Origin of the sequence: Comamonas terrigena NBRC 13299 (genome assembly GCF_006740045.1) — a bacterium.
GTDB classification, from domain to species: Bacteria; Pseudomonadota; Gammaproteobacteria; order Burkholderiales; family Burkholderiaceae_C; genus Comamonas; species Comamonas terrigena.
Window position 1 is genome coordinate 779,234 of sequence record NZ_AP019749.1, and the last position, 18,100, is coordinate 797,333.

Annotated in this window: 13 protein-coding genes; 4 read left to right on the plus strand and 9 right to left on the minus strand. The window is 63.5% G+C overall.

Annotated features, from left to right (window positions below):
• Positions 1–52: 52 nt before the first annotated feature.
• The 3 genes from hisH to CT3_RS03525 all read left to right on the plus strand — a co-directional run bounded on the left by hisH (position 53) and on the right by CT3_RS03525 (position 2,399).
• Positions 53–721 carry an imidazole glycerol phosphate synthase subunit HisH gene (gene hisH, locus CT3_RS03515; protein WP_066540411.1) on the plus strand — a complete coding sequence of 223 codons (669 nt, stop codon included), beginning with the start codon at positions 53–55 and terminating at the stop codon, positions 719–721.
• A 68-nt stretch (positions 722–789) separates the two neighbouring features.
• Positions 790–1,542 (plus strand): 1-(5-phosphoribosyl)-5-[(5-phosphoribosylamino)methylideneamino]imidazole-4-carboxamide isomerase, encoded by a 753-nt coding sequence (hisA, locus tag CT3_RS03520; protein WP_066540413.1) that lies wholly within the window; start codon positions 790–792, stop codon positions 1,540–1,542.
• Between the two features lie 5 nt (positions 1,543–1,547).
• Positions 1,548–2,399, plus strand: coding sequence for a D-hexose-6-phosphate mutarotase (locus CT3_RS03525; RefSeq protein WP_066540415.1), 852 nt, complete (start codon positions 1,548–1,550; stop codon positions 2,397–2,399).
• A 160-nt stretch (positions 2,400–2,559) separates the two neighbouring features.
• Here the strand turns inward: CT3_RS03525 and CT3_RS03530 are convergent, their stop codons facing one another.
• From CT3_RS03530 to CT3_RS03570, 9 genes are all read right to left on the minus strand, one after another.
• Positions 2,560–3,282, minus strand: coding sequence for a hypothetical protein (locus tag CT3_RS03530; protein WP_066540424.1), 723 nt, complete (start codon positions 3,280–3,282; stop codon positions 2,560–2,562).
• The gene (locus tag CT3_RS03535) at positions 3,279–4,130 is read right to left on the minus strand and encodes a DUF2167 domain-containing protein (RefSeq protein ID WP_083520578.1); all 852 of its coding nucleotides are present in this window, start codon (positions 4,128–4,130) and stop codon (positions 3,279–3,281) included. Before CT3_RS03535 ends, CT3_RS03530 begins: the two co-directional genes overlap by 4 nt.
• A gap of 160 nt (positions 4,131–4,290) precedes the next feature.
• Complete coding sequence (gene pelG, locus CT3_RS03540; RefSeq protein WP_066540425.1) at positions 4,291–5,664, minus strand: exopolysaccharide Pel transporter PelG; 1,374 nt, start codon at positions 5,662–5,664, stop codon at positions 4,291–4,293.
• Positions 5,664–7,208 (minus strand): GT4 family glycosyltransferase PelF, encoded by a 1,545-nt coding sequence (gene pelF, locus CT3_RS03545; protein WP_066540426.1) that lies wholly within the window; start codon positions 7,206–7,208, stop codon positions 5,664–5,666. The genes pelG and pelF overlap by 1 nt, the downstream gene beginning before the upstream one ends.
• A gap of 4 nt (positions 7,209–7,212) precedes the next feature.
• On the minus strand, positions 7,213–8,217 hold the full coding sequence (locus CT3_RS03550; RefSeq protein WP_066540853.1) for a hypothetical protein: 1,005 nt from the start codon (positions 8,215–8,217) through the stop codon (positions 7,213–7,215).
• Positions 8,210–9,529 carry a PelD GGDEF domain-containing protein gene (locus tag CT3_RS03555; RefSeq protein ID WP_172591857.1) on the minus strand — a complete coding sequence of 440 codons (1,320 nt, stop codon included), beginning with the start codon at positions 9,527–9,529 and terminating at the stop codon, positions 8,210–8,212. Before CT3_RS03555 ends, CT3_RS03550 begins: the two co-directional genes overlap by 8 nt.
• Before the next feature lie 79 nt (positions 9,530–9,608).
• Positions 9,609–10,160, minus strand: a complete 552-nt coding sequence (locus CT3_RS03560; RefSeq protein WP_066540435.1) for a penicillin-binding protein activator LpoB — start codon at positions 10,158–10,160, stop codon at positions 9,609–9,611.
• 29 nt (positions 10,161–10,189) lie between these two features.
• Positions 10,190–14,020, minus strand: coding sequence for a tetratricopeptide repeat protein (locus CT3_RS03565; protein WP_066540437.1), 3,831 nt, complete (start codon positions 14,018–14,020; stop codon positions 10,190–10,192).
• On the minus strand, positions 13,980–16,760 hold the full coding sequence (locus CT3_RS03570; protein WP_066540444.1) for a bifunctional glycoside hydrolase/polysaccharide deacetylase family protein: 2,781 nt from the start codon (positions 16,758–16,760) through the stop codon (positions 13,980–13,982). Before CT3_RS03570 ends, CT3_RS03565 begins: the two co-directional genes overlap by 41 nt.
• A 222-nt stretch (positions 16,761–16,982) precedes the next feature.
• Here CT3_RS03570 and galE point away from each other — a divergent pair, with 222 nt between their 5' ends.
• Complete coding sequence (gene galE, locus CT3_RS03575; RefSeq protein WP_066540446.1) at positions 16,983–18,017, plus strand: UDP-glucose 4-epimerase GalE; 1,035 nt, start codon at positions 16,983–16,985, stop codon at positions 18,015–18,017.
• Positions 18,018–18,100 lie beyond the last annotated feature (83 nt).

Here is an 18,100-nt window from a genome sequence, read left to right on the forward strand (position 1 = left end):
CCATGGGAAGAAAGAGTATTTTGAAAACTGAGCTGCAAGCGCACAAGCTGCTATGAATGCTTTGAACAACACCGTGGCCGTGGTCGATTACGGCATGGGCAATCTGCGTTCCGTCTCGCAGGCGGTCATGGCCGCTGCGGCGGATTCCGCCGTGCGCGTGGTGGTCACCCAGGATCCGGCCGAAGTGCGCGCGGCCAGCCGCGTCGTGCTACCCGGCCAGGGCGCCATGCGCGATTGCATGGCAGCGCTGCGCGATTCGGGCATGGAGCAGGCCGTGCGCGAAGCCGCCGCCAGCAAACCGCTGTTCGGTGTGTGCGTGGGCATGCAGATGCTGCTGGACCACAGCGAAGAGGGGGACACCCCGGGTCTGGGCCTGATTGCCGGCACCGTGCAGCGCTTTGCGCTGGAAGGCCGCACCCAGGCCGACGGCAGCCGCTTCAAGGTGCCGCAGATGGGCTGGAACCAGGTCCAGCCCCAGGCCCCCGGAGGCCAGCGCCACCCCGTCTGGGGCGATACGCCCGACGGCGCCTACTTCTATTTTGTGCACAGTTTCTATGCCCGGCCGGCACAGGCGGCGCATTGCGCATCGTTGACCGACTACGGTGGGCTTTTCGCATCGGCCGTGGCCCGCGATAATATTTTCGCCACCCAGTTCCATCCGGAAAAGAGCGCCGACCAGGGCCTGGCCCTGTACCGCAACTTCCTGGCCTGGAAGCCCTGAGGCATTTTTCGTTCCACCCCTGTCGGACCGCTTTTTGAGGCGGACCATTTTTTTCACCGCACACCATCATGCTGCTCATTCCTGCCATCGACCTCAAGGACGGCCACTGCGTACGCCTCATCCAGGGTGATATGGACCAATCCACCACGTTCGGGGAAGACCCCGCCGCCATGGCCGCCAAATGGCTGGAAGCGGGCGCGCGCCGCCTGCACCTGGTGGATTTGAACGGCGCGTTCGCGGGCCAGCCCAAGAACCTGGGGGCCATCAAGAGCATCCTGAAAGAGGTGAACGGTGAGATCCCGGTGCAGCTGGGCGGCGGTATCCGCGATCTGGACACCATCGAGCGCTACATCGATCTGGGCATCGAGTACCTGATCATCGGCACGGCGGCGGTGAAGAACCCCGGCTTCCTGCAGGACGCCTGCAGCGCCTTTGCGGGCCACATCATCGTGGGCCTGGACGCCAAGGACGGCAAGGTCGCCATCGACGGCTGGAGCAAGCTGACCGGCCAGGATGTGATCTCGACGGCCAAGCGCTTCGAAGACTGGGGTGTGGAGTCCATCATTTATACCGACATCGGCCGGGACGGCATGCTGACCGGCATCAATGTGGATGCCACCGTCAAGCTGGCCCAGGCATTGAAGATTCCCGTCATCGCCTCTGGCGGTCTGGCCGGCATGGCCGACATCGAAGCACTGTGCGCGGTCCAGAAGGAAGGCGTCGAAGGCGTGATCTGCGGCCGTGCCATTTATACCGGTGATCTGGACTTTGCCGCCGGGCAGGACCGTGCCGACGAACTGACCGACGCCCAGGACGCCTGAGCGCCATGAGCGAGTTCCCGCGTGCCGAGCGCATGGTGTGGCGCGGGCTGGCCTGCACGCGCCTGGGCTTGCCCAACGGTGACAGTGCCGTGGTCTCGGACTTCGGCGCCCAGGTGCTGTCCTGGGAGGCGCAAGGGCAGGAGCGCCTGTTCCTCAGCCCGCGTGCCGTGCTGGACGGCAGTGCCCCCATCCGCGGCGGTATTCCGGTGTGTTTTCCCCAGTTCAACCAGCGTGGCCCCTTGCCCAAGCATGGCCTGGTGCGGCGGACCCCCTGGCACTACCTGGGCGCCGAAGTGCAAGAGGGATCTATCTCTGCCAGCTGGTGCTGGGACGCGGAGCCATCGCTGCACGCAGATTTTCCGCACGGCCTGCGTGCCGTGCTGCAGGTACAGCTGACGCCCGCCGGTCTGCGGGTGCAACTGCAGGCTACCAATACCGGCTCCACGGCGTTGGCTTTCACCGGTGCATTGCACAGCTATCTGGCCGTGCACGACGCCGAGACGGCGCGGCTGCAAGGGCTGGAGGGCCAGGCGTTCTGGGATGCCGCACGCGGCTTTGTACCTGCGGTGCAGGACGGCAGCGTGGTGCTGGGTGAAGAGGTGGACCGGGTCTATGCGCGCAGCCGTGCGGCATTGCAGCTGCATGGCCGGCACGGGGTGCTGGACATTGCCCAGGATGGTGCCTGGCCCGAAACCGTGGTCTGGAATCCCGGTCCGGCGCTGTGTGCCCAGCTCGGGGACATGGCGGCGGACAGCTGGCGCCAGATGCTGTGTGTCGAAGCGGCCTTGGTCAACCAGCCGCAGGCGCTGGCACCGGGTGCCAGCTGGCAGGCCAGCCAGCATTTCCAGGTGAGATAGGGCGCGGCGGCGGTATGTCCGCTGTCCGCCGGGGCGCGGCGGCGGCGTCGCACGGTCCCGGCCGAGCGCATTGGCAGGCTTTGCCGGGGCAGGCTAGGCTTGCGCGCCAAGCGCCAGAACACGCTGCCTGATGGAGGCGCACAGGCCCCTGTCTGGTGGGTTATTGCTTCTGCATGCCCTGCAGACGGTTCTTCGATGCCGCCCACCGGGCAGAACTGTCCTTCGAGTCGGCTGCGTCGATCTCGGCGTCCATGCAGGCGATCAGCTCCGCTTGCACACGCTCCCACTGTGCGGCATCCACCAGCTGAAAGGCGCTGTCCACGAAATTGGCCTGCAGCCGTCTGGCCAGAGACAGCTTGCGGACGATGTTGATCGTGAAGGGCGGACACAGCAGGCACTCCAGGAACAGCGACCAGGCATTTTTCGTGCTGACGCCAAGGGGCTTCTGGTGTCGGTACAGCAGCATGCCGGCCCCAACGGGCATCAGGTAGATCAGGGCCAGGCAGGCCAGCAATGCGGGATCGCTGCGAAAGAAACAGTAGGTGATGGGGGTGATGACGAACAGGGCCAGTGCCATGCCGTAGGCTGGCAGGCCAAACCATCCATACAGTGATTTTTCTTTCTGCCACTCCACCGAGGCGGCTTGCGACAGGCTTTCCGGCTGCCAGTGCAGCCTGAAAACAGGGCGGTGGGGGAGAAGCAAATTGGGGAAGAAAAGCCTTTTGCGCAGCAAAACCAATCCTTTGAGATTGGTTTGGGCGCTCCAGTTTTTCCAGGAGGGTGTGATCACGCCCTCGTTGGAAAATAGCAAGACACTGGAATCATAGATATAAAAAAGCACAGCCAGGATGAGCAACTGTGCCTCCAGGGGTACCAGGTTCATTGCTTCTTCTTGAAGATGCTCGCAATGCCTGCCAAGGCCGCAATGACCGCCGCGACAATCACTTTCCAGAAAGCGGCGGCAGCGCCTGCAATCGCTGCCCAGAAACCTTTCTTGGTGGCCACGGCGGCGGCGCCACCCAGAATCAAACCTGTGAGTCCATATCCGGCCACCTTGTCACCTGGCAAGAACTCGGCATAGGTTTTGCCCGGGTTGTAGGAAAAACCAGCCAGTGCCTGCTTGAAGCTGGTGATGTTCTGGTCCAGCATATCGTGGTCCGCGACCAGAATGGCATTCATGAAGCCTTCCCGACCCAGAATCCGGCTGGTGTAATTGATATTCTTCTGTCCGGAATCTGAATGCAGCTGTATGCCCCATTCCAGCTGTTTGGTCTTTTCATCGTAATGCGGCGGGATGACCCAGCCATCGGTATAGATGGCTTCCATCTTGAGACTTTTTCGTGCCTCGTTACTGGAAACATCTCCTTCTTTAATGGCCTTCATCAGAGCGTCGGAGTCAATCTTGTCATCGTCCGTGATGTATCCCGTTTCCGCAAATTCGAGAATGGTAAACCAGTCCAGGTTGTCGGGGGCAAGGGTGTAATTGTTGTCGTGCGGGGGATTGCCGTTGAGTTCCAGGAATTTACGGGTGTTGGCTGCATCCAGGAATGCATGATTTTTCGGGATCTCAATCGACGCATTGCTGCCGATGCTTGCCTTGGACGGCCCATGTTGCCATTGCAAATTGACAATTTCCTGGTATCTTTTCTCGGCCTCGGTGGGTTGCGGGGCTGGACCTTGGGCGAATACCAGAGTTGGAAGCAGCCAGAGAAGCAGCAAAAAACTTTTCATGATACGGAAAGCCTTGTTGTGTTTGGAGTGAATGTGCGGCTTGAAAAAGCCTTTGCAGTTTCCTGCAAAGGCATGAGGTTTTGCAACTGCTGATTCACCAGCCTGTCGGCTAAAAAAGCACACTTGGGGAGAGCGGCTTGCTGGAAAAGCGTTTTGCGGCTTATTGCAGCATGAAGGTTTTATATTCCAGCCGCCCGATTTCGCGGGACAGCAGGTGCAAGCCGGTACACAGCGTGATCAGCATGGCGCCCGCAAAGCCGTAGCCGTAGAAGGCTGCCCCCAACTCCAGCGACAGCGCCGTGAGCAGAATGTTCAGCACCAGCAGCTCCACGCAAAGCCAGACCACGATGCGGCGTTCATCCAGGTAGAAAAACACGTTCAGCACGGCCATCAGCCCCACCTGCAGCGCAGCCCCCACCACCTGCACATGCAGCAGGGGCAGGTAGAGCTCGGAAATGCCCAGCAGGCGCAAGACTGCCGGTCCGGCGACAAAGGTCACCAGCACGGCCAGGGTCTGGATCTTGGCGATTTCGCCCAGGCCGCTCTGGATGGCATAGGCCATTTCGTCGCGCATGGTGTCGATTTCTTCCAGGGAGCCGCCCTGGCGCACGGCCGTGAAGAATTTGTCGTAGTACTCCACAAAGTCGGTCTCGATACGGACCAGGAACACGGCCATGCCGGGGATGATGGAGAGGTAGGACAGGAACACCGGAATGTCGTAGATCAGTGACGCGCGCAGCCCGCCAATGATCACCTGGGAGGTGTCGGGATAGGCCCAGAACATCAGCTTGTCGGCCCAGATGCCCAGGTTGTAGAGAAAGCCGGTCAGCACCAGGGTGCCGTACAGCGATTTCGGCTGCAGAAAATCAAAGGCAATCAGGCGGCGGTGGGGATTGAACTCCCTGAGTACCAGCACCCACATGCCGCAAAACAGCAGCAGATGCCCGATCACAAAGCTGCCCAGCAGACCTTCCAGGCCGTAATAGCGCAGCACCAGGGAGATCAGCACAATCAGCGTGTAGCTCACCGCAAACAGCACGGTGATGGCCTTGTAGCGTTTCATGCCGGACAGCAGCACCGTCAGAATCCAGATGCCGCACAGCAAGGCGAATCCCGACAGCATCAGCATGCGGTAGAGCATGCTTTGCCCGGACAGCAGCGTGAAGCAGGCCGCGATCCCAATGAGGCTTGCACTGCCCAGCACCAGCAGCAGCAGGCCATGGAGATTGGGCAGCACCATTTCCGCGCGCTTCTCGAACAGGCGGTCGGAGATGAAGCGGGTGAAGGCCAGCTGGGCCAGCCCGGTCCAGATGAGACTGAACGCCACCAGGTAGGTGACGGATGTCTGGAACTGGGTTACCAGAAACGGCGGAGCGACCAGGCCCACGCTGAGCAGACCCATCAGCAGAATGCCGACGATGGAGAACACCCAGGGGCCGGAGCCGATCACGCTGGCATAGGCGTAGGTCTGTACCAGACTGAGCAGGGTGTTCTTGCGCAGCAGGCGGCGCAGTTCAAAACCGATACCGGCCATCAGCGTGCCTCCTTCCGGGATGCCAGGGCATCCTCATAGATCTTGCGGTAGCTGTCGAACATGCGGGTGTCGGTGTAGAACCGTTCCACGCGGGCGACAGCGCTTCGGCTGGCCGCTTGCCAGGCGGCGGTATCGGTGAGCAGTTCCAGCATGGCATCGGCCAGGCTCCGCGGGGAGGCGATGCCGACGACACGCCCACTGGGCCCCAGGGCCTTGTCTTCGCCATCCAGCCCTTCCACCAGCTGACGGCAGGAGCCCACATCGGTGGTGACCACCGGAATGCCGGCGGCATAGGCTTCCAGCACCACCAGTGGCAATGCTTCGCTGATGGAAGAGAGCACCAGGATGCCGGCCTGGGACAGGATGTCTGCGGTCTTCTGGAAGCCCAGGAACTTCACCTGCTGCTGCAGGCCCAGGCTTTCGACCAGATCGCGGCATTCCTGGGCATAGAGTTCGTCTTCGTCCGCAGGCCCGACGATCCAGGCCTGGGCCTCCGGGTACTGGTTGACGACGCGGCGCATGGCACGGATCAGGGTCTTGATGTCCTTGATGGGCACGACCCGTCCCAGCAGACAGATCACGGGCGGGACGGGCGCGCCTTCCGGCCGCCGGCCGGCGGCAAACTGGGCAATGCGAATGCCGTTGGGAATGTTGAGCGTGCGTTCCTTGGGAGCGCCATCGTGGATCTGGCGCTGCCGGTTGGTCTCGTACAGCGCGACGATGGGGTTGGCCGCTGCGTAGCAATAGCGTCCCATCCACTCAAACAGGCTGATCCACATCTTGCGGAAGTGGGAGACTTCGCTGGCGTTGCGCTGGAAGATGTTGCGGTTGTCGCGAATCCAGTCGCTCTTGAGCAGGTCGATCTGCCGTTCCTTGGTGTAGATGCCGTGCTCGGACAGCACGAAAGGAATGCCGCGGGTGTCATGGACCAGGGCGCCCAGAAAACCGGCATAGCCTGTGGAGGCACTGTGCACCATGCGAACCGGCAGCATGGACCGGGCCACCCGCGCCATGATCCACAGGGGCTGGAACATGATGCGCACGGTCCAGAAATAGTCCACGAACGAGGGGTCGGTGCAATAGTCTTCGTAGCTCTTGCGGATCAGCTCCCATGCGCCTTCGCTGTAGAGAAAATCATCCAGCGGGATCTGTCCGCCAGGCATGATTTCCTTGGTGACCGTGCGGATGGCGTCGACGACCTCTTCCGTGGAGGCCATGCCGGTGGCGTGGCGGCCGAGTGCATCGATCAGCACCTGGGCCTTGGCAAAGGCCTGGGAGTGGCCTGGGCGAGCGGATGGAATGAAATCTGCCTGGAGGTGCTCGTAGAGATAGTGCTCTTCGATGTGCACCACGTTCGAGGGCAGCTGGTAGCGCAGGCCCGCATAGTCATCGGCGCGGCTGCCGATGAAGATCAGCGCAAAACGGTATTGCGGATAGGCCTGGATCATCTGGTGGATCCAGCTGGACACGCCGCCGCTGATATAGGGGTAGGTGCCCTCTAGCAGGAGCGCAATGTCGGCCTCTGTGGCTTTGGGCAACGTCATCGGTTCAGCTCCAGTAATCAATCACGGGCCGCAGCTTGGGCAGGGCGTTGTGCTGCGCGATGCCCTGCATCATGGAACGCACCTGCACGAAATCACGCTGTGCGTAGCGGATCTGCGCCTGGTAGGGAATGACCTGGGTCGCCGGCATGCCCAGCTCCAGAGCCCTGGCATAGCACTGCTCGGCTTCCTGCTGGCGATCCATGGCGTGCAGCAGACGGCCGCGGCGCAGCACCAGCGGCGGTTCGTCGGGCTGCTGGCGCAGCACCATGTCGCAGTAGCGCAGCGACTCCTGTACGGCGAAGTCGTGCATATCGTCCGAGGCCAGCTCCTGGTAAAGCAGTTCCCAGTACAGATCGGAAAGGCGGTGCGCCGCCACCAGTCCCCGGGGGGAAAGCGCGGCAGGCCCAGAGGCTTCTTCCTTGAGGACCTGCAGCTCTTCGTGGATGGCCCGGGAGAGCTTTTGCTCCATGCGGTCCAGCATGCCGTAGGCCAGCAGGCGCAGGTCGTCGCTGGGGTCGTCCAGTACATCGCGCAGCAAGGGGGAGGCAATCCGCCCCTTGACATGGCTGAGCGTGACCAAGGCCTTGAAGCGCAGCTTGGTGGGGGCCTCGCGGTTGGACAGCAGCGACCGGATGCCCGAGGTCTGTGCGGTGCCTGGCAGATGCTGGTGCTGGTCGAACTCGGGCAGCACCACGGACGAGAAGTCCTCCGTCGGATCACGCGAGGGGTAGACACGGACGGTCATCACCGCCAGGAAGGCCAGCACAAAGCCCAGGACAGGAATGACAAAGCAGAAGCACGCGATCAGGCCGACGACGGCCCAGCGGGGCTGGGTATGCTTGCCCAGCAGCAGCGGCAGCATGCTGAAAGCCAGCACGGCGGAGGCCAGGGCATGCAGTGCGAGGTAGCCCCAGAGTGCCGAATCCGAGCTTTGGGTCAGAAAGCCGGAGACCGTCCAGCTGGAGATCTCCAGCAGCAGTGCGACGAAAGCCAGTTTGAAGTTAGCCATGGCGCAGGCCTTCAATGCGTTGCAGCAGCTCCTGCGAGGTGTGCTGCTCCAGCAGGAGCACATGCGGAAAGATGCCTGCTTCCATCAAGGAAATGTGCTGCTTGCTGCTGAGCGCCCATTGCTCCAGTCGCTGCAGAAAACCTTCGGCAGTGGCCGTGGTGCCCAAGGGCATCAGGATGGCGACCACCTGTTTGCCCGCCTGCGGCTCCGTCAGCCAGACTTCGTCCAGCATGCGCTTCATGCGCACCACCTGCTGGGGCACGTTGCGCGCAATGGCTTCCTGGGAGAACTCCAGGGCCAGCACCACGCTGCTGATGCCGGAGGATTGCTGCATGTGGGACAGGCGCTGCAGTTCCATGGCAAAGCTGTCGGGGCAGTCCGGGAACTGCGTGAGCACGGGCTTGGTCAGTTCGTGGGCGGACAGACCATCGGTGTAGTAGCTCAGCAGCAGGTTGATCACCTGCAGGTTCTCGGTCTGCAGCGCGAAGAACGGCATCTCCCTGACCACCAGCAGGGCGTAGAGATCGCCCTGCAGATCCAGCAGCGGCGCGGCCACCAGGTAGCGGCTGGTCTGGCCTTCGGCCGTGGATTCCACCACATGGCAGAGCCTGCGCATTTCCAGCGCCTGGCGCACCAGGGCATCCTGCGTGTCCACGCTGTCCGGGCTTCCGATGTGCGCAATGGCATGGGGTTGCAGCTGCTCGTCGGTCACCGCATGCAGGCTGGCATCGGTGATCTGGCAGTACTGGGACAGCAGTTGCAGCAGCCTCTGGGTGGCATCGGCGGAGTCCGCGCTGGCATGCAGTTTCAGCAAGGCGTCGCGCATGGACATGGGGCGCCCGATCAGCTCCTGCTCCAGCCGGTCATGCGAGAGGCGCAGCAGGTAATACTGCCGCACCAGATGCTCCAGGCGCTGGTCCAGGTAGTGCTGTACCGATTCCGCGCGGCGGGTCTTGGCGCGCCATTGGCTGGCCACTTCACCCACCACCATGATGGTGATCAGCCCTCCCAGGAAGTACAGCTGGGGAAAGTCTTGCCACTGGCCCCGGTGAAAGTAGAACCAGGCGGCCAGCAGGATGGTGGAGGAGCCCAGCCCGGCCAGGGCACCATAGCGCAGGGCGATGATGATGGGGGCCAGCCAGGACCACGGGAACTCGGTGTTGACCCACAGCGGGTTGTCGGGGGAGAACCACAGGCCCAGCAGCAGAAACAGCAGGGGGAGGATCACCACTTCACCGATCAGCACGCTGGTGCGCGTGCTGGGCAAAGCCAACTTGCCCAGGGGCGAGTTGGGGACCAAAGACGCCTGCAAAGGCCCTGGCTCCATTGACTGTCGGCGCGGCTCCATACTGGTGCTCCCTGGTTGCATGCGGGTTGTGCGGTGAGGAGGGTTAACGTACGTTGCCCAGACCGGAATCCAGCAGGCCGCGGATGAGCTTCTGGCCTACCGCAGACAGCGCTTCGCGGCTCCAGCCACTTTTCCCGCCGGCGCCGGTCCACAAGGTGGCGCCGGTTTTGACATCGATGATGCGCAGGGTCACGCCCGCGGCAGGCTCGCCATCGACCCCGACCTTGTAGCGCCACTCGTCGACGGCACCGGTCAGCGCATAGGCCACGCCCTGATCCCGTGCCCAGCCCAGGCCGCTGTCGCCGCCGGCACCGCCGGGCACGCCAAACAGCGGGTCCTGCTGGGCGGGGCCGGCATAGCGTTTGACCTCTCCCACGCCCCGGGCATGCAGCAGGGCGGCCGCAATGGCTTCTGCACGCTGTCCTGCCATGGGGGTCTCGGTGTGGTTCTCAAATGGCAGCACGGCCCAGCTTGCCTGGCGTTGCAGCGCCGGCGTGGAGCCTCGGTCGGTGGTGGAGCAGCCGGCCAGGGCACTGGCCAGTGCAAGACCTGCCAGGGTGGTGGCTGCAAGTGAGCGATGTGGGCGTGCGGTCATGGAAGTTCCCCTCGTGTGATGGCGTGGTGTCAGAAATGCCGGCGGTAGCTGACCTGCAGCTCACGCGTATGGCCGGTTGTCAAAGGACTGGACTTGGAAAAATTGAAGCCGACGCTGAGATGGTCCTGGCCCAGTACGCTGCCGGCCAGACCCACACTCAGGCCATAACCGGAGCCTTCGCGGCTGTGGCGTGTCAATGCCAGGCTGGCGAAGGGCCGGACGGCCCGGGTGTACTCTTCCATGAAGCGTTGATTGGTCGAGATCACCACGCCGTAGTACTGGAAGCTTTGCGGCAGCAGGTAGTTGGCTGGAATGGATGCAGGGGAGTCCGGCAGATAGCGCAGGATGTTCAGCTGGCGGCCTGACAGGCTCTGCAGATTGCGTTCGCTGAAATTGAAGTTGGACCAGAAGGCTCCGACATCCACACTGGGCGTTCCCCCGCGCAATGCATGCATGTACTGCAGTGTGGTGGTGTGGCCGCGGCCGATGTCGGCGCCCGTTTGCAGGTGGTAGCGGTCGCGGAAATGCTCCAGGCTGACGGTGTCCAGGCGTGTGGGCTGGTAGGTCAGCCCCACACCCAGGCGGTCTTTCATGCCGCCCAGTCGCATGGCCGTGGTTTCTTCGGTCGGCAGCTGGCGGCCCGCCTCCAGGCGCAGGCGCAGGCGGTTGTCGATGCGCTGCTCCCATTGCAGCTGCAGTGGGTTGTAGGTGTCCAGACTCTCTCTGCGGCCGGCACGGAAGCTGGCCGAGCTGTTGCCGTTCTTCCAGCGCAGGTAGGCATCGATGCCGCGTTCGTCGTCGACAGCAGCCAGCTGGGAGCGGTCCCGGATGCTGCGCTGTGTGCGGCTGGCATCCAGGTCCACGGACCAGCGCGGGTTGACGGCCCAGTGCAGGCGCGCCGTGGTCTGCTCTTCGGACAGTTCGTTGAGGCGCCGGCTGGCGTGCTGGATGCCGGCGTGGTCGCTGAAGGACAGCAAGGTATCCACCAGTTGCTGGTTCAGCTGGTCGTCATCGGGCTGGAAGGTCTGGGCTTCGAAGGCATCGCTCTGGGCGCGGCGCGTATCGCCCACCAGCACGGCGGCATTGATACGGTCATAGCGTGGGAGTGCGTCTTCATGCCGCTCCAGCAACTGGCCTGCCAGGGCCCGGTCGTCATTGGCCAGCGCCGTGGTGATCTCGGCCCACAATGGCAGATTGGCCGAGCGCTGCCGGCTGTAGCGTTCCCACAGGTGGGCACGCACCGCCTGGTACTCGCCAGCTTCCTGGTACCAGCTGATGAGGGTTTCCGTCGCCGCCTCGGACAACTGGGTTTTTCCTTGGCGGTCCAGGCGCAGGATTTCGCGCATGGCTGCCGTTCCGGTATCCCCGGGGCGCTGGGTCATGATGAGCCGATCGCGCGCCATGCGCCGCACGGCATCGTCCCCCGTGGCCTGCAGCCATTGCACCAGCTCGGCACGCTGGGACGTGCCAGGACGTGGGCGGGATGCCCATTCTTTTTCCAGAAGCTGGCGGCGCAGGCGCCAGGCCTGGTCCGCCTGCTGGTTCTGCTCCAGGGCATCGGCATAGCCCATCAGCCACAGGAAGTCATTGGCACGTTCCTGGACATGGGGCTGGAGGTACTGCGTAATGGCCACCTGCGGCAGCGACAGGGCCTGGTAGGCCGACGCCAGGGCATCGTGCATCGACGGATCGTGCTTCCATTGCGCTTCATGCGTGGCTAGCAGCTGTTTCAGCGTATCCGTGTCGTTGCTGTCGATCGCCAGCCACAGCAGCGACTGGCGCAGGTCGACCGAATCGGGGAAGGCTTTCAGACCGGCCTGGTAGATGGCGCGCGCTTGCTCAGGCCGTTGCATGCCCTGGTAGTAGTGGCCCAACAGGCTGAAATACAGCGGGTCGCTGCGCAGCTGCTGCACCGTGGCCGGCTCCAGACCGGAGGACAGCGAGTTCACCAGGGGCGTGGCGGCCGCCCAATCCTGCTGCTGTCCGTACAGCATCAGGGCCTGCACGAAGTGGCGCGGCGCATGGTGCTTGTCCCAGGCCGTGCCCGACAGCGCCGCGGCTTCACGCATCTGGCCTTGCTGGCGCAGCAGGTCAATGAGGGCGTCGTAGTCTTCGGGGGTAGACGTCGGGTTGCGCAGCAGGCTCTGGTAGGCCGTTGTCGCCTCGCCGGTGGCGTTCTGGCGGCTGGCCAGTTCGGCGTACAGGCGCAGAAAGTCTGCCGCAGCCTCGGGGTCTGATGGCAACGGACCCGATGCACCGCGCAACCACGCTAGCCCCTTGGCGCCTTGGCCCAGCCGCAAGGCCAGCACCGCGGCTTTCATGGCCCGCGCATGCGTGATGGTCTGGGGTTGCTGAAACAGGCTTTCCCACTGGCGCAGGGCTTTTTCATCTTCGCCGGTGTGCTCGTACATGCTGGCCAGCGCTTCGCTTTGCTCGGGCGTGCGCTGTGGCAGGCGCTGGAGCAGGGCGATGGCTTGCTCCGGCTGGCCAATGCGCTCGTAGTTGCTGACCATTTCCGCAATCAGGCGCTTGTCGCCCGGTGCGCGGCGCAGCTGGTACTGCAGTCCATCGGCCAGGGCCTGGTACTCCAGCAGGCCGGGCGCCAGGCGCAGCACCTGCTGCCAGGCGGCATCCTCGTTGGTTTGCTTGGCGATGATGTGCCACTGCGTCAGGGCTTCCTGCGGGCGGTTGCTCCACTCCGCGACCTGCGCCAGGCGGCGGCGCCATGTGATGTTGCTGGGCGCCTGCTGCACCGCGGCTTTGGCCACGCGCAAGGCATCTTCCAGGTTGCGGTTTTCCAGGAAGACGGTGTAGCCCAGCTCATAGGTCTTGTCATCGAACGCCAGTTTCGGCGCAGGCCGGTCTGCTGTGGCCCGAAACGCCGGGTGGCGCGCCGGCCCTTCGTCATCCCAGAAAACCTGCTGCGGCAGCAGCTGTGCCGGCGTGTGCGGTGCCCACTGTGCAGACCGTTCTGCCGGGTAGAGCTGTTCCAGCAGGGTGAGCTGCAGCAGCATCTTGGCGTAGCGCTGGGCCACCTCCGGGCGGCCTGCGGCACGCGCAATATCGATCAGCTGGCGCAGCACGGCGGGATCTGCGGTGTACGCCGCCAGCTCTTTCTCTGCCAGCGCCAATGCCTGTGCCGTGTGGTTGCCCGATTGCAGGACGGCCACAGCACCTTGCAGATAGATCTTTTTCTGCGCCTCGGTATTGGTGCCGGCCTGGCTGGCCTCCAGATACCAGCGGGATGCCACGTCATACAGGCCGTTGCCGAGTGCGGCCTTGGCGGCAATTTCCAGCACCTGTGGGGCATCGTTGGCGGATGCGCGCTGGAGCAGGATGTCAAAGCTGCGCCGGGCCAGATCGGCGTCCTGCATGGCCAAGGCAGCCTGCCCGGTGTAAAGCAGCTGGGCTTCGTCCAGCGCACCGAGCGGCAGCAGCTGTTGTTTGCGCACGGCATCCAGGCGTTGCGCTTCGCGTTGCGGTGTCTTGGCCGCTGTCTGCTGGAACTGGAGGTAGCTGGCTTCCCAGTCTTTCCACGCATCCTGTTGCGCCTGCTGCAGCGCTGTGGGTGGCGTGGTTTGGACTGCCAGTTGCTGTTGGCTTTTCTCTTTTTCGATGCGCTGCAGCAAGGCTTGCAGTTGCGCATTGTCCGGTTCGCTGCGCAGGAGATTGCGCAGATAGGACTCCGTCAGTTCAACGTTTCCGTGGGTGGCCTGCAGCCGCTGCTCCAGGTCATCGCGGGGATAGAGGACCCACAAGGCGCTGCCCACCAACCCTGCCAGCAGCAGGATCAGCCAGATGGGCGCGACTTTGGGTCGCTCAACGGCGGGCGCATTGCGCTTGGATGAGTGCTGCTGCATGTGACAGTCGGAAGCGTTGAACGGAAGTGCCGGCCATGGGGGTGACGGACGACGGAGTGGCTACGCGGTCATTGATGCGCACCTGGCATGTACGCGGCAGCACCAGGCTGAAATCCAGCGGTGCATGGCCCTCGAGGCGGAACTGCACCTGATCGCGTTGTGCATTCCACTCGGTGAGGCGGGCATTGGCTTCCGAGAGGGCGATGGGTGCGGACGGCGCATCCGCAGCGGTGCGCAGCAGGGCGGAGCTGCCGGTCAGGTGCACATAGGTGTTGGCGTCGGCGGCCTTGCTGCCGGCAATGCCTTCGCTGTGCGCCAGATCCACGGCGCCCCAGGATTGGGGGATGCGCACGGTGCGCAGATCGCCGCGGCCGCGGATGCGCCAGCCCTCCCCATCACGCGCCAGTGCCATGGCATAGAAATCGTGCACCTTGCGGATGTACTCCGAAGCGAACACCGGGTGCAAGGGCTGCTTCAAGGCCCAGCCATACACCTGATGCAGCGCGGTCAGACTGGCTGGCTTGCTGGCGGAATAGGTGTGGTAGTAAATGTCCACCGCCTTGAGCCGGCGCGGTGTTTCCGTCATGGAGAAGGTTTCGATGACACGCTCGAAGCCGTAGAACGGACCCCGCCAGAGGTTGGTGTAGAGGTTCTCGTTGGTGATGGGGGCGTAGACCTGCAGATTGCCTTTCTTGAAGATGCCGTGGCTGCGGACGGCCGTCAGCGATGCGCGGCTGCGGGTGATGAAGGTGTCCCCGCCGTTCATGTTCAGCAGACCGTTCTTGGCAACGATCTCCAGCGCATCGGCGCCAGGGGAGGTATCGCCTGACCACAGCAGGATGTTGACGGGCTTGCCTCCGGCCAGACGGTCGCGGATGTACTGCACCGAGCCCACGATTTCGCGCTGCAGGTTGATCTCGTAGCCGGGAATCCCCAGATTGATCGCGGCTTCGTGGTTGTGCTCGAACAAGCCATGGCGCACCGAGGGGTCCCAGAGATAGGGGTGCGAGTAGGTGTGGCTGGCAATTTCCACGTGGGGCAGCGCGAAGATGCGTTTGGCGATGCCCTCCAGCTGCGCGCTGAACTGGGGGTAGATACCCTGTGGCGACACTTCCGCCTCGATGACGGAGACGGTGTGCGGGATGCGGTACTTCTGCAGGATGTCGGTCAGCAGCCAGTCGGCCGCAAAACGGTTGCCCGGCATTTCCGCCTTGGAGGGAAATGCGTCGCCATCGATGTGGGCGAAAAGCAGGCGGCGTCCGTTTTCGGTGGTGACATCGGGCACCGGCAAGGGTGTCAGGCGCAGTGCCTGTTGCAGAAAGGCAAAGGGATCCAGGGCCCAGCGTGAGTCCTCCGTGCCGGGCACATCCTGTATGACGTAGGGGGTGTGCATGAACCCGCCCCATGCCGTGATGGCTCCGGCCGTGTAGCTTTGCCCCTTGCTGTCCTTGAGTGTCAGCAGCGCGCGCGCATTGGCGGCGGAGGGGGCGAGTAGCACGTCCTGGGGGGTGCGGTCGGCCGGGAAGTCGCGGATTTCAAAGCCGACCATGGCATCTTGCTGCGAGATCTGCAGCAATCCTGTGGACGCTTCCTTGGTCTGCAGGCCCAGCAGCCGGCTCCAGGTGGGCGTGAGGTCGAAACCGAACTGTCCCAAGGCGGCCCAGGGTAGTTGCTGCTGAACGACCTGGTACAGCCAGCGCTGCAGGGCGGGCTGGGACGCGCTGGCCACATCACCGCCCAGCCAGGTCACCACGCCGGCGTAGCGGTCTCCATACAGATTGGGCGGCAGCGGCTGGCGGACATCGAAGTATTCCGAGATGTAGCCCAGATAGTTGGTGGGCATGTCCAGGAAGCGGTGCACATCGGAATAGTTGGGGGCGGGGTACTCGTCGCTGCTATAGAGGACGGCAATGCGGCGTGGCACAAACTCCACACTCCCGATACCAATGGTGTTCAGTTGCTGGTCCGTGACCCAGGGGGTGAATCCCAGGGCCTTGATCTGGCGGGCGGTTTCACGCGTCTTGGCGCGGTCCTGGGGGGGCACGTAGTCAATCACCAGCACGGGGATACCCAGCTGATCCCGCGTGTTCTGCAATTGCTGCAGCAGCCATTCGCGGTCTTTGGCACTGACCGGGGCGTACTGCTTGCTTTGGGCATTCCAGCCCTGGAACAGAGATTCCGCCGCCACCATCTGCACCTTGTCGCTGACACGGGGCAGCACGTCAAAGCCGCGGTTCAGGATCAGCTGGATGCCAGGAAAGCGGCGGTGGAGTTCTTCCAGCACGGCGACCACGCCGTCTTGCTGCTGCTGTTCATCGAAGCGGGCCGCCAGACGGTAGGAGTCCAGGGTGTCCAGAAAGAAGCCCCGAAAGCCCCGTTCCCACAACGGGGCGATCACCTGTTCGGCAAAGAAACGGGGCCATTCCGGCTGGCTCTGGTCCACCAGCACCGAATCCCAGTCGGCGTTGCGGCCCAGGCGCCACTGCGCCGGGATGCGCTGGAAGTAGCTGCGGGTGGGGTGGACTTCGGTCAGGGCCGCATAGGCGTAGAGCTTGCTGTCCGGGCTGCGGTAGGTGGAGGGGTTGTAGCCATGGTCGGCATCCACCACCACGATGTCGAATACCTTCAGGTCCTCCAGCGGGGCCTGTGCACCGTAGTGCAGTGCCACGGATGGCGCGGCCTTGGGAGGGGCGGAAGGAGCGGGAAAAGCGGCTGCTGCCAGGCCCATGCTCAGTGCCATCACGCAGGATCGAACCAAGTTCAACACGTAAGCCACCTCCCCAGGTTTATAGATTTTCGCTATTAATTTCTCACTCTGATTGCCTGTCGATCGCTGTGCGTCGGACAAGGCTGTTACATGCGCGCAATCGGCCTTGTCTTCCGTTATGGTTGATTGAAGCTGTGCAACTTGAAAAGTGCAATCGTTGGGCGACGTACGTACATCTGAGTAGGGGGGATAGCTGTGATTCTCATTACTGGTGGCGCTGGATTCATTGGCTCACACACCTGCGTAGCGCTCGCAGCCTGCAGTGAGCCATTTCTGATCCTGGATCATTTCGGCAACAGCCGACGGTCGGTACTGGAACGCATGGGGCGCATCACCGGAATGGTTCCGCCATGCATCGAAGGCGATATCCGCGATGCCGGATTGCTGCGGCGGATCTTTGCGCAGTACCCGATCACCGAGGTGATCCACTTCGCGGCGCTCAAGTCGGTCGGAGAGTCGGTGCGCGAGGCCCTGCGCTATTACGACAACAATATCGCTGGCACCGTGACCCTGCTGCAGGCCATGCGCGCGGCGAATGTCCGCAGCATGGTGTTCTCCTCGTCGGCCACGGTGTATGGCGACCCCGCCTCGCTGCCCATCCGCGAGGACTTTCCGCTGTCCGCCACCAACCCCTATGGCCAGACCAAGCTGATGATGGAACAGGTGCTGGCCGATACGTCCGCCTCCGAACCCGGGCAGTGGCGCATTGCGCGGTTGCGCTACTTCAACCCCGTCGGGGCGCATGAAAGCGGCCTGATTGGCGAAGACCCGCAGGATGTACCCAACAACCTGATGCCTTATGTGGCCCAGGTGGCGGCCGGTCAGCGCCCTTGCCTGAGCGTGTTCGGCAACGACTACCCCACGCCCGATGGCACGGGGACGCGCGACTACATCCATGTGATGGACCTGGCGGCAGGCCATGTGGCGGCCTTGCGCTATCTGCGCCAGAACATGGGACTGCTGACCGTGAACCTGGGCACCGGCCGTCCGGTGTCGGTGCTGGAGATGGTGCGCAGCTTTGAAAAAGCCAGCGGCCGCCCCGTGCCCTATGCCGTGGTGGCGCGCCGCCCGGGCGATGTGGCGCAGTGCTGGGCCGACCCCGGCCTGGCCGAGCGGCTGCTGGGCTGGAAGGCCGAGCTGGATGTCGATCGCATGTGTGCCGATGCCTGGCGTTGGCAGAACGGCATGGCACGCAGCTTGCTGGAAGAAAGTGCCCTGGCGGCGCACTGAGCGCCGGCTGCGGCAGAGGGGTGGCGGATCGCGTGGGTTGCAGCGCCCTGCCTGGGCGCGGGAAAGCATGACCAGCCCGATGG

Coding starts and splice junctions, on each gene's coding strand:
- CT3_RS03570 (WP_066540444.1), bottom strand. CDS start 16,760: ATGGCACTGAGCATGGGCCTGGCAGCAGCCGCTTTTCCCGCTCCTTCC.
- CT3_RS03565 (WP_066540437.1), bottom strand. CDS start 14,020: ATGCAGCAGCACTCATCCAAGCGCAATGCGCCCGCCGTTGAGCGACCC.
- CT3_RS03530 (WP_066540424.1), bottom strand. CDS start 3,282: ATGAACCTGGTACCCCTGGAGGCACAGTTGCTCATCCTGGCTGTGCTT.
- hisH (WP_066540411.1), top strand. CDS start 53: ATGAATGCTTTGAACAACACCGTGGCCGTGGTCGATTACGGCATGGGC.
- CT3_RS03535 (WP_083520578.1), bottom strand. CDS start 4,130: ATGAAAAGTTTTTTGCTGCTTCTCTGGCTGCTTCCAACTCTGGTATTC.
- CT3_RS03525 (WP_066540415.1), top strand. CDS start 1,548: ATGAGCGAGTTCCCGCGTGCCGAGCGCATGGTGTGGCGCGGGCTGGCC.
- pelF (WP_066540426.1), bottom strand. CDS start 7,208: ATGACGTTGCCCAAAGCCACAGAGGCCGACATTGCGCTCCTGCTAGAG.
- pelG (WP_066540425.1), bottom strand. CDS start 5,664: ATGGCCGGTATCGGTTTTGAACTGCGCCGCCTGCTGCGCAAGAACACC.
- CT3_RS03550 (WP_066540853.1), bottom strand. CDS start 8,217: ATGGCTAACTTCAAACTGGCTTTCGTCGCACTGCTGCTGGAGATCTCC.
- hisA (WP_066540413.1), top strand. CDS start 790: ATGCTGCTCATTCCTGCCATCGACCTCAAGGACGGCCACTGCGTACGC.
- CT3_RS03560 (WP_066540435.1), bottom strand. CDS start 10,160: ATGACCGCACGCCCACATCGCTCACTTGCAGCCACCACCCTGGCAGGT.